Origin of the sequence: Streptomyces sp. NBC_00076 (assembly GCF_045041235.1) — a bacterium.
In the GTDB taxonomy this organism is placed as follows: domain Bacteria; phylum Actinomycetota; class Actinomycetes; order Streptomycetales; family Streptomycetaceae; genus Streptomyces.
The window spans coordinates 1-18,861 of sequence record NZ_CP108242.1 but is presented as its reverse complement, the minus strand read 5'-3'; the positions used below and the strand labels follow the sequence as shown (position 1 = coordinate 18,861).

The 18,861-nt window shown below is 68.9% G+C and carries 13 protein-coding genes and 1 tRNA gene; 10 read left to right on the top strand and 4 right to left on the bottom strand.

Features of this window, described 5'->3' with window-relative positions:
• The first annotated feature begins 116 nt into the window (after nucleotides 1–116).
• From OHA64_RS00070 to OHA64_RS00050, 5 genes are all read left to right on the top strand, one after another.
• The gene (locus OHA64_RS00070; RefSeq protein ID WP_405606295.1) at nucleotides 117–404 is read left to right on the top strand and encodes a helix-turn-helix domain-containing protein; all 288 of its coding nucleotides are present in this window, start codon (nucleotides 117–119) and stop codon (nucleotides 402–404) included.
• Entirely contained in the window at nucleotides 401–1,984 is a 1,584-nt protein-coding gene (locus tag OHA64_RS00065; protein WP_405606293.1) for a helix-turn-helix domain-containing protein, read from the top strand. The genes OHA64_RS00070 and OHA64_RS00065 overlap by 4 nt, the downstream gene beginning before the upstream one ends.
• On the top strand, nucleotides 1,984–2,556 hold the full coding sequence (locus tag OHA64_RS00060; protein WP_361059423.1) for a transcriptional regulator: 573 nt from the start codon (nucleotides 1,984–1,986) through the stop codon (nucleotides 2,554–2,556). Before OHA64_RS00065 ends, OHA64_RS00060 begins: the two co-directional genes overlap by 1 nt.
• 62 nt (nucleotides 2,557–2,618) lie before the next feature.
• Nucleotides 2,619–2,692 (top strand) — tRNA-Met (locus OHA64_RS00055).
• A 508-nt stretch (nucleotides 2,693–3,200) separates the two neighbouring features.
• Entirely contained in the window at nucleotides 3,201–3,830 is a 630-nt protein-coding gene (locus tag OHA64_RS00050; protein WP_405606291.1) for a hypothetical protein, read from the top strand.
• Here OHA64_RS00050 and OHA64_RS00045 read toward each other — a convergent pair whose 3' ends face one another.
• Together OHA64_RS00045 and OHA64_RS00040 are read right to left on the bottom strand one after the other, a co-directional pair.
• Nucleotides 3,831–5,057, bottom strand: a complete 1,227-nt coding sequence (locus OHA64_RS00045) for a hypothetical protein (RefSeq protein ID WP_405606289.1) — start codon at nucleotides 5,055–5,057, stop codon at nucleotides 3,831–3,833.
• Nucleotides 5,054–6,163, bottom strand: coding sequence for an ImmA/IrrE family metallo-endopeptidase (locus OHA64_RS00040; protein ID WP_405606287.1), 1,110 nt, complete (start codon nucleotides 6,161–6,163; stop codon nucleotides 5,054–5,056). Before OHA64_RS00040 ends, OHA64_RS00045 begins: the two co-directional genes overlap by 4 nt.
• A gap of 390 nt (nucleotides 6,164–6,553) precedes the next feature.
• On the opposite strand from OHA64_RS00040, the gene OHA64_RS00035 reads away from it, so the two are divergent.
• From OHA64_RS00035 to OHA64_RS00020, 4 genes are all read left to right on the top strand, one after another.
• The gene (locus OHA64_RS00035; protein WP_405606285.1) at nucleotides 6,554–8,380 is read left to right on the top strand and encodes an ATP-dependent nuclease; all 1,827 of its coding nucleotides are present in this window, start codon (nucleotides 6,554–6,556) and stop codon (nucleotides 8,378–8,380) included.
• 376 nt (nucleotides 8,381–8,756) lie between these two features.
• Nucleotides 8,757–9,926 carry an exonuclease SbcCD subunit D gene (locus tag OHA64_RS00030; RefSeq protein WP_405606283.1) on the top strand — a complete coding sequence of 390 codons (1,170 nt, stop codon included), beginning with the start codon at nucleotides 8,757–8,759 and terminating at the stop codon, nucleotides 9,924–9,926.
• A 1-nt stretch (nucleotide 9,927) separates the two neighbouring features.
• The gene (locus OHA64_RS00025; protein ID WP_405606281.1) at nucleotides 9,928–12,942 is read left to right on the top strand and encodes an AAA family ATPase; all 3,015 of its coding nucleotides are present in this window, start codon (nucleotides 9,928–9,930) and stop codon (nucleotides 12,940–12,942) included.
• A 162-nt stretch (nucleotides 12,943–13,104) separates the two neighbouring features.
• Entirely contained in the window at nucleotides 13,105–15,495 is a 2,391-nt protein-coding gene (locus OHA64_RS00020) for a Helicase associated domain protein (RefSeq protein ID WP_405606279.1), read from the top strand.
• Between the two features lie 694 nt (nucleotides 15,496–16,189).
• Here the strand turns inward: OHA64_RS00020 and OHA64_RS00015 are convergent.
• Together OHA64_RS00015 and OHA64_RS00010 are read right to left on the bottom strand one after the other, a co-directional pair.
• The gene (locus OHA64_RS00015; RefSeq protein WP_405606277.1) at nucleotides 16,190–16,411 is read right to left on the bottom strand and encodes a hypothetical protein; all 222 of its coding nucleotides are present in this window, start codon (nucleotides 16,409–16,411) and stop codon (nucleotides 16,190–16,192) included.
• A 1,070-nt stretch (nucleotides 16,412–17,481) separates the two neighbouring features.
• Nucleotides 17,482–17,622, bottom strand: coding sequence for a hypothetical protein (locus tag OHA64_RS00010; RefSeq protein ID WP_405606275.1), 141 nt, complete (start codon nucleotides 17,620–17,622; stop codon nucleotides 17,482–17,484).
• A gap of 615 nt (nucleotides 17,623–18,237) precedes the next feature.
• Here OHA64_RS00010 and OHA64_RS00005 point away from each other — a divergent pair.
• Nucleotides 18,238–18,396: a hypothetical protein gene (locus OHA64_RS00005; RefSeq protein WP_405606273.1), complete on the top strand. Its 159-nt coding sequence runs from the start codon at nucleotides 18,238–18,240 to the stop codon at nucleotides 18,394–18,396.
• Nucleotides 18,397–18,861 lie beyond the last annotated feature (465 nt).

Sequence of the window (18,861 nt, the reverse complement as noted above, 5' to 3'; positions counted from 1 at the left end):
CACTCGCTTGCTCGAGAACCTTCAGTTCCTGGTGACGGTGAAAGCTTTCCTGCATCATCGATAGTAAAAAGCTGATATAGATGCGAAAGTTGCATAGATTCAGGTAAGATGGCGGCATGGGATTGAGCTTGGAGGAGTCGCTGCGGCTGACGGTGGCCGCGTTGATGCAGGTGACGGGTGACTCGCAGCGGTCGGTTGCGGGGGTGCTGGGGCTGACGCAGACGCAGGTGTCGCGCCGGCAGTCGGGCGCCATCTCATGGAGCCTGCGCGACGTCGACGTCCTGGCCGAGCACTACGGCATCGGCGCGCTGGACCTGCTGGGGGGTCCGACCAGGGCGTGCGAGGTACTGCCGGCCGACAGGCGCCGTTCCGTCCGGACCGAAGCGAAGGGGACGAGCCGGTGAGCGACTTCGACGCGATCGACTCGCTGCTTGACGCCGTCGGCCCGGAGGCCGAACTCCCGCCCTGTCAGGTGCGCCGCGAGCTGCGGGAGCGGGCTCGGCTGTCCAAGGCGCAGGTGGCACGCGCGCTCGGCGTGAGCCCGTCAACCCTCAGCGGATGGGAAAGCGGCCGGGACCCGGCCGGCGAGAGCCGCACCAAATACGCGTACCTGCTGGACGGGCTGAACACCAAGCTCGCCACCGAGACTGCCACCGAGACTGAGGCGGCGCTGGCTGCGGAGCAGCCCCTCACGTCGGGCACGGCCGCGACCGTCACTCCCTCGTCTTCGCCGGATCCCGGGCAGGACGAGGACGGGGACGGGGACGACGTGGAGCTGCTCGTCGTACCCGAGCCGTGTGTGCTGTGCGGCCGTCCGGCCGGACAGCGCGTGGCGGGGTTCGCTCAGCACCTGGCCCCGGCCGACTGCCGGCCCACCGCCACTGGAGCCCCCGCTGCCGCGCCTGCCCCACCTGCTGAACAGCCCACTGCGCACACCTCGAAAGCGCCGCTGCGCACCACACGTCCGGTGCGTGCAACGGAGCGTTCTAAGGGCCCGGCCCGCCACGCGTTCCAGGAGCCGTCCGGCCCGGTCGACCTGATCCGCGAGGCCGTGCAGGGCGTGCTCGCCGAGCACCGGGGCGACGTCGACGCAGCCACGGCGGCGCTGTTGAAGCGGGCGATCTCGGACGCAATGCGACTGCTGGACGAGACCCGCAAGGGCGCCCGCTACGACGTGATCGCGCACCCCTGGATCCCCGACATCCTCAAGAAGCAGACCGCGCGCGGCGCCGACCAGATCTGGGAGGCCCGCCCCAAGTGGATCCGTCACGAACTCCCGCCCGGCCGGCATGAGGTGACCGCGCTCGACATCAACGGCGCCTACCTATCCGCCCTCAAGACGCACCTCCCCCTGGGTCAGCTCGAGCACTCCACCGGCCTGGCCCACGACCGCCGCCGCTCCGGAGTCCACCTGATCACCCCGCCCGAGTGGGAGCACGAGGCGGTGCTGCCCAACCCGATCGGCCAGAGGGACGAGCCCGGCCCGCTGTGGGTCACCGAGCCGACGCTGCGCCTCCTGCTGCGCCTGTCCGGCCCGAAGCACCAGCTGTGCGCGCCTCCTCAGATCCACGAGTCGTACACCTCCGGGGCCACGGAGAACCTGCTGGAAAAGTTTCGCATCGCGTTGAAGGACGCCCGCGACACGGCGATCGAGCAGGGCGATACGGTGACGCTGGAGTACGTGAAGGCGATGTACTCGAAGTTCGTCTCCACGATGGGGGAGTCGAACTACAACCGGGAGCTCTACCGTCCGGACTGGATGCACCTCATCCGCAGCCAGGCCTTCGCCAATCTGTGGCTCAAGGCGCTCAAGGCCCATGACGAAGGCCTGGCCGTCGTCCGGGCGATGGGCACCGACGAACTCCACGTCATCGGTGACTGGCGCCGTGTCTTCGCCGAAGGCCGAGGTGTTACCGAGGTCAAGGTCAAGGACACGTACGCCGCCGGAACCGACGCCGGTGAGCACGCAGGAGAGGGGGAGTAGTGCCGGAGAAGAACATCGACTTCGGGAGGTTCGGCGCCCAGGGCATCAAGGGCAGCGACGCCGTTGCCCGCAAGCTCGACGAACTCGCGGGCGGCATCGCCACTCCCGTGACCGCCAAGCGCGGATGGACGGCGCGCCTGCACTATCTGACGAAGTCGACCCAGACCCTGAAGGCAGCGCAGGACGCCGGACTCACAGTGACCCACCGGACGCTGAAGGCCTGGCTGGAGGGTGAACGCCGCCCCTCCAAGGCCAACCTGAAACGCATCGACCAGGTGTACCGGGCGGTGCGCCGTCACAACGTCGCCCGCCATCTCCTCAGGCGCCTCAACCGCGACGGACGTGGTACGCGAGTGGAGATCCACCCGCTCAACCAGTCCCAGGTGCCGCAGCCGCTGCAGCGCGTGGTGGAGTACCGGACGATGAACGTGCGCCGCTGGGACCGAATCGTCGGCTCCTGGGCGGCCGGCGACCACCAGAGCCTCGACGCCGCGTGGCAGGACACGATCGTCGACCTCGGCTCGCAGTGGGGCCAGTACGAGTACGTCACCAACGTCGGCTTCGCCGCGTAGAGCCCTGCGCCGGAAGGTGGTCTTCGGCGCCTGCTGGGATGGCGTACGGTGGGGATCACCGACGCGGGGTGGAGCAGCTCGGTAGCTCGCTGGGCTCATAACCCAGAGGTCGCAGGTTCAAATCCTGTCCCCGCTACTGCCGAAGAGGCCCGGATCTACACGATCCGGGCTCTTTTGCGTTCCCGGCGCAAGCCCACGTCTGCCTCCTGCCCAGCAGGAGGCCCGGCCGCCCTTGCTGCCTGCCCGAGGTGATCGATCTCAGGCCGTTCTCGCTGGACTCTCTGCGGCGAACAGGGGAGTCGTCGGTGACGGTGCGCGGATCGCAGTGGTTGGCGTCTGCGCACAGTGCAGGGTTGCCATGTGCGCGGTCCGCGCTGGGATCTCGCAGCAGGTCCTGGTCTGCCCATACCCGTCACCGAGCCGCCGTGCTGTGCGGGACCTGCGCCGTGGTCCACCTGGCCGCGCGGCATACGGCCCCGTAGGCCTGGTGTCCTGGGGAACAGCGGTAGTTCTGCCGTGCGGTCGGCGGCATAGCACTGTGGCAGGGATTGGGTGCGTTTTTGGAACGTTTGGACGAGGCGGCCGTGCCCCATCGGGTGGGATAGTCGGGGCCGCCGGGTGCGGCTGAAGTCGGATGAGGCAGGGTGAACGGCATGGTGACCTTGGCCAGCCCGTCGGTGGGCACGTCGGTACGCGCAGCCTCCGCGGCCCTGCTGGATCCTGCCGTACTGTCTGTCTCGCTCCAGTTGATGGGCAGTCAGGCGCTGCTGTTCTACCGGCTTGACGAGGAAGAATGCGCACGCCGCGCCCGCGTGTCAGCGGCGCGCCTGGACAGTCTTGATGCGCTGCAGACCCTTCTGGAGCTGCCCGTAGATGAGCCCGTCGCACTGGCGTCGCTGCCCGCACGGCTGCGTTCGGCGGTACGGCGGCTTCCGGCCGGTGCGGCCGAGGCCGACCGCCGTGAGGTCACCCGTCGCGCGGTGCGACCGCTCACCGTTGATCTCGCCGTAGTCCGGGCGAGCGCCGCGGGCTGGCGCGGAGGGCTGGAGCAAGCCGGCCGTTTCGCCCCCTTCTGCCGGCGCGCCCTGCTGCTGGATAGCGCTCTACCGGCCGCTGAGGAGATGCTGATGGAAGCCGCCTTCTACGGCATCGGCATCCTGGTGGCCGACGGCGAGAGCGTGGACTTGCTGCTGGAGCCCCGGCCTTACACCCCGCGCCGCCACACGCCCGCGGCGTGGTGCTTCACCGAGGAGTTCCACCGCCGCATCGGCTAGTCACGGCTCACCGCGCTCCACGCCCGCCACCGGGCGGGCTGTCGACGAAGCCTGCGGGGCGACAGAGGCCTGCGCCCACTGCAGCAACTGCTGGGGCACCTTGAAGGCGCTGAACCCGGGATGGTCGAGTTCGGCGTTGACCACCGGGTAGCGGTCGACCGCCCGCTGGCAGCGCTGCTGCCACCATGCGGGCCGTCCGGCCGGCTCGACGGCGTCCATGCTGCGCAGCCACTCCATCAGCACCGCCGCGTTGTGGGCGGCAGCCGGCACCTGCCAGTGATTGCTGACGAAGGTGTCCAGCACGAGTCCGTCGCAGGCCGCGCACCGGCACACCGGCGCCAGGCCGGCGGCGAACCTCTTCGCCAGCGTCTCGCCGAGGAAGAAGTCCATCAGCTCCGGCAGCAGCACGGAGGGCGAGTTCGGTCCGCCCGGAGACCGCTTGGCCGCCTGGCCGGGCGGCACGATGTGCCGCACGCTGCTGGTGGCGCCGAAGGCGGTGAACGCCGCCCCGTGGGCCAGAGCCCCGAACGCCGCGAGGTCGGCACGCAGCAGCGCGGTTCCGGGTACCTCCGCCAGCAGCCGCTTGAGGTTGCCCACTGCCTGGGAGAAGCCGGCCAGCGGGTCCATCTGCCCGCCGAGCATGACCGCTTTGGGGTTCGGTACGACATTGAGCCAGGCGATCAGCTGCCCGACCGCGTCGTCGCGCAGCCACCCCACGTCCACGGGAACACTGAAGAAGACGTTAGGGTCCTCCAGCTTGAGGACCTGGTGGACGGCGGTCTTGAGGGCGTCGGAGTCTTCCGCGTGCAGATATCCGGTGGGCGTCATGGCCGCCGTCGCGCCCGCACGGTGGCCCACCTGCTCCTCGATCGACAGCCTCAGCGGGTCGCCGAAGGCCAGCTGGCCTTCCGAGACGTCGGGGAAAGGGTCATCCTCACTGGCCGCCGCCACGGTGTAGACGGCGGGATCCGCCAGCAGCGGTCCCGTGAACCCCTCCTCGCGCAGCTTGCGGACTTTCGCCGCCGCCCCGGGACCGCTGACGACGAGCCCGCTGCGCACCGGATCGAGCTGTGCGCGGATGTAACCGACCCGGCTGACCCCGGCCTGCAGCAGCATCCGGCCCCGCAACTGCCCGGGTACAGAGGGCTGATGGGTCAGAGGCGGGTCGGGAGGCTCCGCGGGATCGGAACCGGCGCCCGGGCGCGGGGAGGGGAACGACTCAGTCATGGCCTCACCTTCGAAGCGGAATTCACCGCCGCGTCTTCGCGCGGGGCGTACAGCAGCTGGAAGTCTTCGGGCAGCAGTCGCGCACAGCGGGCCAGCTCCTCCTCATTGATCCCTGCGGCCAGAGCCGAGCGGATCAGCCAGGGGACGTACCGGGGCCGTTCCCGGTCTATCTCGACCGGTTCGGCTGTGCGGTATCCCAGCGCGGACATCTCCACCATCACGCTGCGGTACTGCCAGTCCGTGACGATGTTCAGACTCTGCGCCCGGCGTAGCAGCGCGGCCATCGACACCTTCCACTCCCGCTTCAGCCGGGCCAGGAGTTCCAGGTCGACGCGAGGCGTGAAGGCGGAGCGGATGTCACGCGCGGGCATGAGGAACTCGGCGGCGAATTCATCGGCCTGCCGCTCCTGCAGGGCGCTGTCGCCGGGGGACTGGTGCAGGACCAGGTGCCCCAGCTCGTGCGCCAGGCTGAAGCGGTAGCGGTCTGCGGGCGCGTGGTCGTTGGCCAGGATGAGCGGCGGCTGCTTTCCGTCCCACTGGCTGACCGCGTCGAGTCGGCCGCTGCCCAGATCACGCGCGACCACCAGGGCCCCGGCCTCCTCCAGCGATGCGGTGATGTCCGCCGCCGGGCCCGGCGGCATGCCCCAGGCCTTGCGAACCTGCCGGGCCGCGTCCTTGGCCGTGGTCAGGGCGTCGAGTTCGACAGGGGGAATGGCCGCAGCCCGCACGCCGAGACCGGGGCGGCACGCCGCGATGCCCTGCAACTGCACCCGTGTCAGGGCGAGATGGGCATGCTGGCGCCGCAGGGCGGAGACGGTCAACGACGCACGCTTGCGGTGGTGGACGAGCCCCACGCCGATCCCGTGCACCTGCGGATCCAGACACAGCAGATCCGGCGGATACCCCAGCGCCGCCGCGTACAGCTCCAGCCGCTCTCCCGAGACCGCCAGTCGGCCGCTCTCGGCGCGGCTCACATACCCCTGGGACACCGCCACGTCACCGCCGGAGGCCTTCACCATCGCCTCAGCCACGTCGGCTTGCGTCATGCCGCGGAACTCCCGGGCCACCACCAGCATCCCCGGCTGCGCCGGACGTACGTCGCTCACGTCGTACCACCTCAGATCAGACCTCAAAAGATTAGATTCAAATATTCCTCCATGTATCGAAGTTGACAAAAATGACAGAAGGTCAAGAAGAGGGGGCGCAATGCGTGGAACCGTGCATTCTGGGTTCACGCTGGTCAAATACGTTCCCTGAGGCTGTGCCGGTGCAGCTCCCGGCTCTTGCGGGATGCAGTGTTCCGCCCTCAGGAGTCGAGGTCCAGCCTCCCCTCGCCCAGACGCTAACTGGCGCAATACGGGGCACGGTTGCTGTGCGTGCCTCTAGGATGACTGCCTGCGCCGAGGCCTCAAGCGCCTCATCCGCACGCGTAACGCCCGCACGCCACACCCCTGCCCGTCGCCCGGCGGAGCGGGGAGATACGGAGCAGCTCGACCGTGCACCTCATCAGCTTCTCCGCGTGCGGGTTCCGCTCGCTGACCTATGTGCAGGACATCCCGGTCAGCAGCCCGACGATCTTGGCCGGCCGCAACGACGGCGGTAAGAGCGCGGTCCTGGCCGCGCTGGCCTTCCTGCTGGGCGAGCACCGTCTGACGGACGAGGACCGCACTTACCAGCAGGACGAGGGTGTCAAGGGACAGCGCTGCGCGGAGACATGGGTGGAGGGTGTCTTCCGCCTGGACACCGCCGAGCAGGCCGCAGCAGCCCTGTTACCGGCCGAGGTCCGTATCCGGCGCCGCTCACGCGTCGGCGAGGCGGCGTGCTGGGAGTTCTTCGGATCGCAGCCCGCAGACAGCCGCCTGCAGGGCCTGGGCCGGCTGATGAAGAAGGACCTGACCGAACTGGTCGCCGAGTTCGGCCTCGTCCCGTCGGGCACGCTGAAGGAAGACCTGCTGGCCGCGCTCACCGCACACGCCGCGACCGTCCCGCAGACCGACCAGTGGCAGCCGCTGCCCAAAGAACTCGAGACCCGGCTGCCGCGGCTGCTGGCGTTCGGCGGCAAGGACGAGAGCCCGGACGACGCGGTGCGCACCGCTTTGAGCAGCTGCTACGAGACCCATCTGGAGGACGAGACCCTCCAGGGACAGGTCCGTGAGATCGAGAAGGAGATCACGCAGCGGCTGGAGAAGGAAGCGGACTCCCTGTGCCGGCACATCCGCCAGCACTGCCACGAGTTCGTCGGCGTGGAGGTCAAGCCCGAGGTCTCCTTCAAGGGCGGCTTCAAAAGGGCGCCGCTGGAGGTCTCCAAGGCCGACGGCGAGCCCGTGGACCTGACCCGCTCGGGCCAGGGCAGCACCCGGCGCATTGCCCTCGCCGTGTGGGAGTGGACCAGCAGCCTCCTCGAGAGCAGTAAACTCGCCGCGGCGGGGGAGCAGGACGAGCCGCAGCCCACGCAGACCATCGTCGTCTACGACGAGCCCGACACCCACCTCGACTACCGCCACCAGCGCACCGTCATGGACATCATCCGCAAGCAGTGCGCCCTGCCCCACGTCAGCGTCATCGTCGCCACCCACTCGATGAACCTCATCGACGGCGTCGACATCGCCGACGTCGTCCACCTCAAGCTCAGCGACAGCGGCCGCACCCTCGTCGAGCGCCTCGACGACGACACCCACGACGGCATCGACTTCCACCTCGGGCAGATCGCCGCCGCGGTGGGACTGCGCAACTCCGTCCTGCTGCACGAACGCTGCTTCCTGGCAGTCGAGGGCCCCACCGAGCAGCAGTGTGTGCCCCTGCTCTTCCGCCTCTCGCAGGGGCTGCCCCTGCAGGCGGCCGGCATCGCCCTGTGGGCCTGCGACAACAACGAAGGAGCACTCCATCTCGCGGGCTACCTCGTCAAGCACCACCGCACCGTCATGCTGATGGTCGACGCCGACAGCCGCGCCAACAAGCACTTCAAGACCGAGAAACTCATCAAGGCCGGCCTCGACCTCACCAAACAGGTCTCCTACGTGGGCGAGAGCGAGGGCTACAACGAGCTGGAGGAGCTCTTCAGCGACCTCCAGTGGGCGGCTGCCGCCAACGCCCACTGGCCCCGCCCCAAGGGCCGGTCCTGGAGCGCCGACGACTTCACCGAGCACCGGGGCGGCAAGTTCAGCGAGCGCATCCTCTATATGATCAAACAGCAGGCCGAGGAGAGCAGCCCCAACGGCAAGGCCGACATGCTCTACGCACTGGTGTCCATGCTCACCACTCCCGAAGAGGTCCCCCAGCAGCTACGGGACATCTTCACCGAGGTGCAGGCCCTCGCCTGCTGACCTGCTGCTGCGTTCGCCGCTGCAGCATGCGCTCCTTGCGCTGCTCGTCGGTCGGCGCCGCCCAGGCGTGCCATCCGGCCTCCGCAGTCCATTGCCGCGCGTGAGCGCGGGCTTCGATTCCGCACCACCGGCAGCCCCCGGGCGCCACCGTGTGCTCGGTCCTGGCAGAACGCGATAACGACATCACATCCTCCTTCCCCCACTGCTTATCTTGCCTCCTGCCACTGACAATCACCCCGCGAGCCGCGTCCGGCTCCGCCACCCGGCAGCGCAGACGAAGAAACCTTTCCCTCACGTGTCCCCAAGCCTCTGAAACAAGACCGTTTATCGGGAAAACCGCCCGTAGCTCCCACCGCACTGGTTACGGTCTGTGCCCATGAGGTTCCTGCACACCTCGGACTGGCATCTCGGCCGCCGGTTCCACGGGGAAGATCTGATTGACCACCAGCGCACGGTCCTGGACCACATCTGCGCCACAGCCCGCACCCAGAAGGTGGACGCCCTGCTGATCGCGGGCGACATCTACGACCGTGCCATCCCGAGCCTGGACGCGGTACGCCTGTTCGACCGGGCTCTGCACCAGCTCGCCGACCTCGGCATCCCCACCGTCATGATCAGTGGGAACCACGACTCGGCCCACCGCCTCGGCACCGGCTCCGGCCTGTACGCCACAGCCGGCGTCCACCTGCGCACCGATCCCGCCGACGCCGCCCGCCCCGTCCTCCTCGACGACGAGCACGGCCCCGTCGCCGTCTACGGTGTGCCCTACCTCGAGCCCGCCCTGGTACGCACCCAGCTGGACGCCGAGACAGCCTCCCACCAGGCCGTGCTCACCTCGGCACTGGACCGCATCCGCGCCGACCTCGCCACCCGCCCGGGTACCCGCTCCGTCGTCCTCGCCCACGCCTTCATCACCGGCGCCACCAGCAGCAGCAGCGAACGCGACATCAGCGTCGGCGGCGTCGCCCACGCCGGTGCCGACCTCTTCGACGGCATCGACTACACCGCCCTGGGCCATCTCCACCGCCCGCAGCGCGTCAACGACCGCATCCACTACAGCGGCTCCCCGCTGGCCTACTCCTTCTCCGAGACCAACCACACCAAGTCCCTCACCCTGGCCGACCTGCCGGCCGACGGCGCTCCCACGGTCACCCGCCATGACATCCCGGCCGGCCTCCACCTGCCGCTGGCCCGGCTGACCGGCCGCATCGAGGACCTGCTGACCGACCCCGCACACGATCAGCTCAGCGAAGCCTGGCTGCAGGTCACTCTCACCGACACCGCCCTGCCGTACGAGGCGATGGCACGCCTCAGGCAGCGCTTCTCCAAGACGCTGGACATGCGGCACGTGCCCGCCGGTATCCCGGCACAGGCCACCGACAGCCCCACCTACCGCGAACGGGTACGCGGCCGCGGCGACCTCGACATCGCCCACGACTTCATCACCGCCGTGCGCGGCACCCCACCCACCACCGCAGAGGCAGGCCTCCTGCAAGAGGCCGTCGACGACATGCGCGTGCGCGCCCAGGAGAAGGAATCCGTCTGACATGCGTCTGCACTCCCTGCGCCTGCAGGCCTTCGGCCCCTTCGCCCGCCGCCACACCGTCGACTTCGACGCCCTGTCCGCCGACGGCCTCTTCCTTCTGCACGGTGACACCGGCGCCGGCAAGAGCACCCTGTTCGCCGCCATCTGCTTCGCCCTCTACGGCCTGCCGCCTCACGAACGCAACATGCGGCTGCGCAGCGATCACGCTCCCGAGGGTCTGCTGACCGAAGTGACCCTGGAATTAACCCTGGCTGGCAAGCGCCTGCAGATCCGCAGGATCCCCGCCCAGAAGCGACCCCACCTGCGCAACAGCGCAGAGCTCGTCGACCAGAAGGCCGAAACCTACCTGCACCAGTGGGTCCTCGACGAAAACGGACACGGCCGGTGGGAAGGCATCATCAAGTCCCACAAGGAAGCCGCAGAAGAGATCAAGTCCCTCCTGCGCCTGACCCGCCAGCAGTTCTGCCAGGTCGTCCTGCTCCCGCAGAACGAGTTCACCAAGTTCCTGCGCGCCGACGCATCCGAACGCCGGGTCCTGCTCGGCACCCTCTTCGGCACCCGCCGCTTCGGCCTCATCGAAGAATTCCTCGCCCACCGCAAAACCCTCACCGCCAAGACGCGCGACGAGGCCCGCGCCGACGTCCTGCGCCTGGCCGAACGCATCCAGCAGGCAGCCGGCGACGACCTCGAACCGGCCCAGAACGCCCCCCGGGCCGACGACCCCGCCACCCTCACCGCACCCGCCCGCGCCTGGGCCAGCGCCCTGCACCGCCAGGCCCTCACCCGCCAGCACGCCGCCGACGCCGCCACCGAGACCGCCGAGCAGCAGCTGACCGAAGCCCGCATGACAGAACAGGCCGTCCGCGACCTCCACCGTCTCCAGCAGGCCCACCGCACCACCGCACACGACCTCGACCTGCTCCACGAGCAGGCCACCCACCACGACCACCTCGCCGAACGCCGCGACCGCGCCGTGAAAGCCCAACAACTGCACTCCGTCCTGGAGACCGCACACACCGCCGACCGCGAGCACACCCGTGCCCTGGACGACGACAGCCGCGCCCGCGCCCTGCTGCCGCCCGAACACGCATCCCTCGACACCGCAGGCCTCACTCACGCCGCCCAGCAGCTGCACGCCGACACCGGCGCCGTCCAGGCACTGCTGCCCGACGAGGCCACCCTCCAGCGCCACACTGCAGAACTGGCCGCACTCGACCGCGAGCGCCAGCAACTCACCGAAACCCTCACCGACGCCCAGGAATGGCTCAACGCCCTTCCGCAACGCCGCACTGACCTTGCCGCACGCCTGGAAACCGCCCGCAGCGCGCAGGAAACCAGCCGCGAACTCACCCCCACCCTCAACCTCGTCGAAAAGCAGCTGGAAGCCGCCAGGCGCCGTGACGCGCTCGACCAGCAGGTCAGCGCCGCCCACAAAGTCCTCAGCCAGGCCGAGAAGGACTCCACGCAAGCCGCGAAAACGTACGTCGACATCCGGCGCCGCCGCACGGACGGCATCGTCGCCGAGCTCGCCGACCGGCTCGTCGACGGCGAAGACTGCCCCGTATGCGGTTCCCCCACCCACCCCGCACCCGCCACTGCCCAGCCCGGCCAGCCCACCGCCGCCGACGAACAGGCCGCCGAAGCCGCCCACACCCGCGCCCAGCAGAGCGAGAACACGGCCAAAGAGGCCCTGGCTCAGCTGAACGAACAGGCCGCCACGGCACGCGGTGAAGCCGGCGGCAACATCCCCCTCACCGACCTCACCGCCCACCGCACCGCCCTCGAACAACACCTCGCCGACGCCCTCTCCCAGGCAGCCGACGCCGGACCGGCCGGCGAACAACTCGCCCTCCTGGAAAAAGAACAGGCCGACACCGAGCACACCCGCAACACCGCAACCGCACGCATGGGCGCCGCCGACGCCACCTACGACAGCCTGCACACCCAGCGCGAAGAGCTCACCCACCGCCTGGCAACTGCCCTCAACGGACACGCCTCACTCGCCGATCGCATCACCCACCTCACCCAGCACGCCGGCCGGCTCGAGGCCGCCGCCGCGTGCGCGGCCACAGTGACAACAACCGCCACAGACCGCCACAGCGCCACCGCTCTCGCAGAGCAGGCAGCGCACGCGGCAGGCTTCACCTCCCCGGCCGAAGCCTCGTCCGCCCGCCTGCCCGACGACGAACTCACCGCGATCGACAAAGAGATCACCCACTGGCGTGAACAGCGCCTCGTACTGACCGCCCGGCTCGCCGAACCCGAACTGCAGGCAGCCATCACCCAGCCACCAGCCGACCTCGAGCACGCCGTCACCGAACTGAACGCCGCCACCACAACCCACACCCGCACGGCAGCCCTCGCCACCCAGGCCGCCGACCGGACAACCACCCTGGCCACCCTCACCGCTCAGCTGGACACCCAGATCCAGCGCCTGGAACCACTCGAGGACGCCTACCGCACCGTCGATCACCTCCACGGCCTCATCAGCGGCGGCTCACCCAGCAACCAGCTCCGCATGCAACTGGAGTCCTACGTCCTGGCAGCCCGTCTCGAAGACGTCGTCGACGCCGCCAACACCCGCCTGTCACGCATGTCCCACCACCGCTTCACCCTCGTCCACTCCGACGACAGAGCCGCTCGAGGCGCCAAATCAGGCCTGGACCTCAAGGTCCTCGACGCCTGGAGCGGACACAAACGCCACACGGACACCCTCTCCGGCGGCGAATCCTTCTACGTCTCCCTGGCCCTCGCCCTGGGCCTGGCCGACATCGTCACCGCCGAAGCAGGCGGCCAGGCACTGGACACCCTCTTCATCGACGAAGGCTTCGGCACCCTCGACGAAGACACCCTCCACCAAGTCCTCGACGTCCTGGACTCCCTGCGCGCCCACGACCGCACCGTCGGACTCATCAGCCACGTCCCCGAACTGCGCCGCCGCATCACCCAGCGCCTGCACATCGCCAAGCACATCGACGGCTCCACCCTCACGCACCTGACCGAAGGCGCCGAATGACCGCATGGCAGAACACGAGGACACGCACCCGGCCACCCGCCGACCGGAACGCATGACACCAAGGCCTTGGGCTCCAGGTGATAGAGACCAGCTGCACCGAACCCCCGCTATACGCGAGAATGACCGCGAGCCAGCCCCTCACGTATGCCGAGGAACCGTGCGATGACCGCCAGCCCCACCGCCACAGAACACACCGGGCGTCTGGTCCTGCGTACGGACCAGCAAGAGGGCCTCGCTAGTACGGTCCGCCACCTGCGCCGCCCGCGCACCCGCGGGCATGCCGTCTCGGCCTGCGGCACCGGCAAGACCCTCTTCGCACTACGCGTCGCCGAAGAACTCGGCGTGCGCCACCTGGCGGTGGCGGTACCCAGCCTGGACCTGGTCGCGCAGTGGGCGGCGGCCGCCCGCGCGGACGGCCGCCGCGAGCCGATGATCACCGTCTCCTCGCTGCGCGCCGAATCCCACCCGCTCCTCGCCGAGGCCGAGGTCGACTCGGCCAACGCGGGGGAGTACCTGGCCTATTGGCTCGCCCGCCACCCCAAAGCGACGGTCTTCTTCACCTACGACTCGCTGTCCAAGATCGAAGAGGCCCAGCACTCCGCGATCTTCCCCGCCTCCATCTTCGGCCTGCTGATCGTGGACGAAGCCCACGCCACGGCCGGCACCTGGGAGAAGAACTGGACTGCGCTGCACGACAACGAGCGCATCCCTGCCGAGCGTCGCCTCTACCTCACCGCCACCCCGTATGTGTGGGAAGCCCCCCGCCTGACCGAACCGCCCACCACCAGGGCGCAGCCCAAGCGCACCACCGCCACCGCACCGGCTTGGGACGACCCATCCCTGCTGGCGACCATGGACCAGCCGAAGATCTTCGGCCCCCGCCTGCACACCTACACCCACGCCGACGCCATCGACGACGGCGTCCTGGCCGACTACCAGCTCGTCGTCCCCACCGTCACCGACATCGAACTGCGCACCGCGCTCACCGACCCGGAAACCGGGCCCACCGCGCGCCGCACCACCGCCCTGCACCTGGCCATCCTCAAGGCCATGCGCGAGCAGGACCTACGGCACGTGTTCGTCTACTTCCAACAGATCGCGGACGCCGCCGACTTCGCTCGCCAGTTCGCCCACACCCTGCGCACCCTCCCTGACGAACTGCGCCCCGACTGGGCGGGCGAGGTCGTCGTGCAGTCCATCGACGGCACCCACAGCCCCCGCCGGCGCGCCGACACCATCGCCCGCTTCACCGACGCCGAGCGAGGCGTGCTGGCCAACGCCAAGGTTCTCGGCGAAGGCGTCGACCTGCCGACCGTCGACGGCGTCGTCTTCGCCGACCGCACCGCCAGCGTCCGCCGCATCGTCCAGGCCCTGGGCCGCGCCCTGCGCAAACCTCCCACCCTCAAGACGAAGACGGCCAGCCTCGTCGTCCCTGCCTACATTCCGCCCGGCGCCGACCCCACCGACCTGCTCGGCACCCCCTACGAGGCGCTCTGGCTGGTCACCGCCGCCCTGCGCCACCACGACCAGACCATCGCCGCCCGCGCTCCGCGGGCCAAGAACACCCATCCCGCCCGCGACTCCCACACCTACATCACCCGCCGCTTCCGCTTCGACCACACCCTCGACCCTTCGGCGATCGCCCGCGCCCTGGACCTGCTGGTGTGGCCCTCCAGCGGCGCCGTCCTGTCCGCCCCCCGCCGCGCCGGACTCGCCGCCGCCGTCCGCTACCACGCCGAACACGGCCACCTGCGCGTGAGCGCCGACTACGAGGACGCCTACGGCTACCGGCTGGGCAGCTTCATCACCGGCCAGCGCACCGCCCACCAGGCCGGAGCCCTCGACCAGAGCTGGATCGCCGAGCTCGAGGCCCTCGGCATGATCTGGGACGACCACGAGGCCACCTGGCAGGGCCACCTGGCCACAGTCGAGGCCTTCCACGCCGAACACGGCCACCTCGCCATCCCCGCCCAGGCCCCCGGCGGCCAGTTCCTCGCCGACCAGCGCGCCGCCGCCCGCAAAGACCGCCTCACCCCCGACCGCGACGTCCAGCTCACTGCCCTCGACCCGGACTGGAAACTCCCGCACGGCCCCGACTGGCACCGCAAGTACCACCTGCTGCGCCGCCACCTCGAAGCCGGCACCCACCCCAGCACCCTGTCCCGCGACACGGTCATCCACGGGGTGAAGGCGGGCAGCTGGCTGCACCGCCAGTTCACCGACTGGGACCGGCTCGATCCCGGCCAGCGCGACCTGCTTGCCCGCATCGGCCTCACCCCCGACCGCGTCACCCTGGAGACGGGCCTACCGGGTACACCACGGCGGCGCAGCTTCGCGCAGACCGCCGAGATCCTCGCCCTGTTCGTCGAGCGGTGGGGTCGCGCGCCCGGAGCCCGCGAGTGGATCGAGGTCGACGGCGAGCGCGTCATGATCGGGCCCTGGCTCGCCAAGACCCGCACCAAACTGAATGCTGGCCAACTCCTCTCCAGCCAAGTGGAGTTGCTGTCCTCCACTCTTGCCGAGCACGGCATCGATTCGAGCCCCCGCCCCTGACCGTGGCGCCACCCTGTGCTCACTCCAGAGCATCGCGCAGCATCCCCGAAGCCCCCTCGCCGAACCGGTGTGAGCGGGCCGGCCGGGTGCGGGACGCTCACGGTCCGGTCGGCCGGACCGGTGGAGAGATGGACCCGGGAAGCCCTGACCGGTTCCGTATCGGTCCACGTACGCGGTGCCCCGCCGGGACGTCCCCACGCCAGCCTGCTCCCGATGCCGTCAGACGCACGTCCCACGCTCGTCTGGAAAATCTCCGTTTCCGAAAACCCTCCATCCGGCCGGGCTTCGGTTTTTGAAGTTCTGGATTTTTCATGTTCCGCCGGATCGGAAAAATGGAGAAACGGCATCCGGGCCGATTTGAGCGGCAGGCAGAAACTTTGAAGGCGCCGGAACCGTAAAAGTTGATTCACCATTTTCAGGCGAACGCAGCGAAACGAAAGATGGCCGACGTGCGCATCCCGAAAACCTCGAAAACAAGAAACGCGCTGCGGGAGTGGAATCACCACTCCCGCAGCGCGTAGAATGACAGAGTCCGAAGATTTGGCAGGAACCAAATTTTCGGATCCGGTCTGGTTGATCTGGATTGCGTCCGGACCCGGGAGCCTGTGAAGCTGCTCGCTGAAAGTTCCCGGGACTGACCGAGACCGCCGCGGAGCCTGGACCCACGGATCACGTGGTACCGGGCTCCGCGGGCCTACAGGAAGGGCTGGACCAGCGGAAAGAGCTGTTCCTGCATCTGCAGCCACACCCCATGGATGGTGTGGCTTCCGTAGTAGGCGATCGCCAGGGTCATGTACGTCGCCTCGTACCACGACATAGTGTCGGGAATGGAGGGCGGCGTCCCGGCCGGTTCTTCGGCCGGTTCGACGATCGGGTCCTCGGCCGACTCGTTGGAATTGATCTCGTCGTCGGCCATGGCGGCACTGCCTTTCTCTGTGGATTTATAAAGCTACGAGACGAGTTTACCCGCAGTCGCCCTGCATTCCCTTCACCGTGGCGAATACCGGCTTCTTGATCGCGGCCTGCGAGAGTAATTCATGGGCGATCAGCCCGTTTTGTCCTAACCTCTTCGGGCGGGAACGGAGCCCCTACGTATTGGATTGTGAGGCGTGTCTCAATTCGGCGTGCCGCTGACGCGGACGGCGAGATATTCGTGCGGTATGCAGGGATCTTTCCGAAGGCTGCGCGTGACGGCTGTCAGGCGCAGCCGCCCCGTGCTGCCTGTCGCTGCGTCTGGCAGGCGGCTCCGGAGCGCTTGCGGCTCCGCGGTGCGTCAGAACATCCGTGCCCGGGGGCAGGGCGCACGATGGTGGGGCGGGCCTTCGCGCCGATCCCGAGCCGGTGCGAAGGCCCCGGCGGGTGCCCGGATCGCGCAGTAGTAGCGCCGCACGCCCTCTGCGCCGGCCGACGTCCCACGCTGGGCCCTGGGCCGGGCACGTATGTGTGACCGGGCCGGGAGCGACGGCGAGCCCTTCGGCTGGCTAGGCCGAGGGTGCCATCACCACCTTTGCCGCATCACCGAGGACCAACGTGCGTGGCCGGCTTCCCGGGTTCGCCGCTGTGGCGGGGCCCAGGAAGAGCGCTCGGGCGAGCATCTCCTCGTCAAGGAGACGATGTTGAACGAGGGACGACAGTACAGCGGACTCGTCGGCGCCGGCGTCCTCCGCGTCGTGTTGCAGGAACCGGCAGACGGTGAGCAGGACCAATCGGCGCGGTCCGGCTTCCTCGGAGAGACGAGGCGACACGGCAATCCCGCACGCGGTGTGCTGGAAGTGCCATGACGAACGTAGAGTTTCGCGAAGACGGCGGGCGGACGGCGAGTGTGACGTCCGGGAAGCCGTGCCCAGGGGTTGGGGAGGAGACGGACGGGCCGGATACACCCGGCCCGTCAGCGGGACTTCGCCTACGGCATCCCGCTCTTCACCACGGGACGGCTGCGCGCCCTGTACGGGATCGGTGCATCCCTGCCCCGAACTGGCCGCCCTGTCACCGCAGTTGGAGTTCCAGCGCATGGTGGTGCGCGACGAGCACGAAGCCCGGCAACTGGCCCGCGTGATGTCGTCGCGGGCCTGCATCACGCACCGGGGCCTGTCCCGCGACGCGGACCGCCTGGACAGTCTGAGACACGCCCGGCAGTGGCCAAGCGGGAGGCCAGGATGCCGAGTTCGCGCGACGGGTATGCGGGGATTGGCCGATACTGGCCCGGTGTCTGGCCGTACGGAGACCAACGTCCGCCTGCCGTGGTGTGCGGTGAAGGCCCTGGCCGCGGTCGGTGCCCGGAAAGGGACGTCGCGGGACGCGACGCTGCGCCAACTGCTGGCACGTGCGCAGTACGCCTCCACAGTTTCGCAGACCGAGTGGGCCCAAGTCCGCTGTCCAGACCGAGCGTTGAGGCAAACCGGCGTGTGGGCAGTTCGCCACGACAAGTCCCTCGATCTCCACCAGACGATCCCCGCGGCGCCCTGAACGAAGGCTATTCGAGTCCCGCGTAGGCGATGCTCAAAACGGTGACCGTGCGAGTCTGATCCCCGATCAGAAGCACAACGGCGAGGTCACCGGCGGCCCACAGCCACATCACGCCGTCGTCGATGTCTCCGTACGGGTCGGTGGCGGCGCGGGGTGGCCGAGTCCAAGAGGAACTGGGCGACCCGCGCGCGGGCCTTGTGAGGCAGATCCCGGTAGACGGCATGGGATCTGGGAGTCCATATAGAGCCGGTACATGGTTCAGGCGCCCGGCTCTCCGTGATCAGCTCGCTGACATCGCGTACTGCTCCGGCACTGGCCGCCGTGCTCCTGTTGGAAGGCGTGCAGCTCACGGCCGCGTTCGACAGCGGCCTCCAACTCCTCGATGACCTTGACCCACTTCTCACCCAGGGCCTTAAGGCCCGGGAAGAGCAGTGAGGTTGAACTGCCGCCAGAACTCCTGCCGCATGTCCGGCGTAGGCAGGGCATGAGCGATGGAGTCGGGGGTCCGCACCAACACGAAGAGCGGGGGAGAGGCAGAACTCGAATCTACCAAAGTTCTGCAGACAAGGAAGCACCCAAACACCAGAGCCTCGAAGCACTTGGCTGATCACTTACCCGACGAGGCATCAACACGACCCCGAGACGGAACCAGCCGCTCTTGCAGCCAGAGAGGAGTCGGCCACGGAGTGGACGGCTCACTCAACAAGCTGACACACAGTCAAAGCTGCGCCTTACAAACCTAGAAGAGTCGGGGAGGAGGCGCGATCGCGGAGCGATCGGGACACTGCACCGACGTCCCCCCTCATGATCCGCGGAGCGGATCAACGGTCCCGGAGGGACCGCGTCTCCGCGGAGCGGAGACGGTTACCGACGCGTAGCGTCGGCGCGTCGTTCCTGCGG

Excerpts from the sequence above, each read along its gene's own strand:
- OHA64_RS00070 (WP_405606295.1), top strand. The coding sequence starts at position 117 with ATGGGATTGAGCTTGGAGGAGTCGCTGCGGCTGACGGTGGCCGCGTTG.
- OHA64_RS00045 (WP_405606289.1), bottom strand. The coding sequence starts at position 5,057 with ATGACTGAGTCGTTCCCCTCCCCGCGCCCGGGCGCCGGTTCCGATCCC.
- OHA64_RS00030 (WP_405606283.1), top strand. The coding sequence starts at position 8,757 with ATGAGGTTCCTGCACACCTCGGACTGGCATCTCGGCCGCCGGTTCCAC.
- OHA64_RS00025 (WP_405606281.1), top strand. The coding sequence starts at position 9,928 with ATGCGTCTGCACTCCCTGCGCCTGCAGGCCTTCGGCCCCTTCGCCCGC.
- OHA64_RS00020 (WP_405606279.1), top strand. The coding sequence starts at position 13,105 with ATGACCGCCAGCCCCACCGCCACAGAACACACCGGGCGTCTGGTCCTG.
- OHA64_RS00015 (WP_405606277.1), bottom strand. The coding sequence starts at position 16,411 with ATGGCCGACGACGAGATCAATTCCAACGAGTCGGCCGAGGACCCGATC.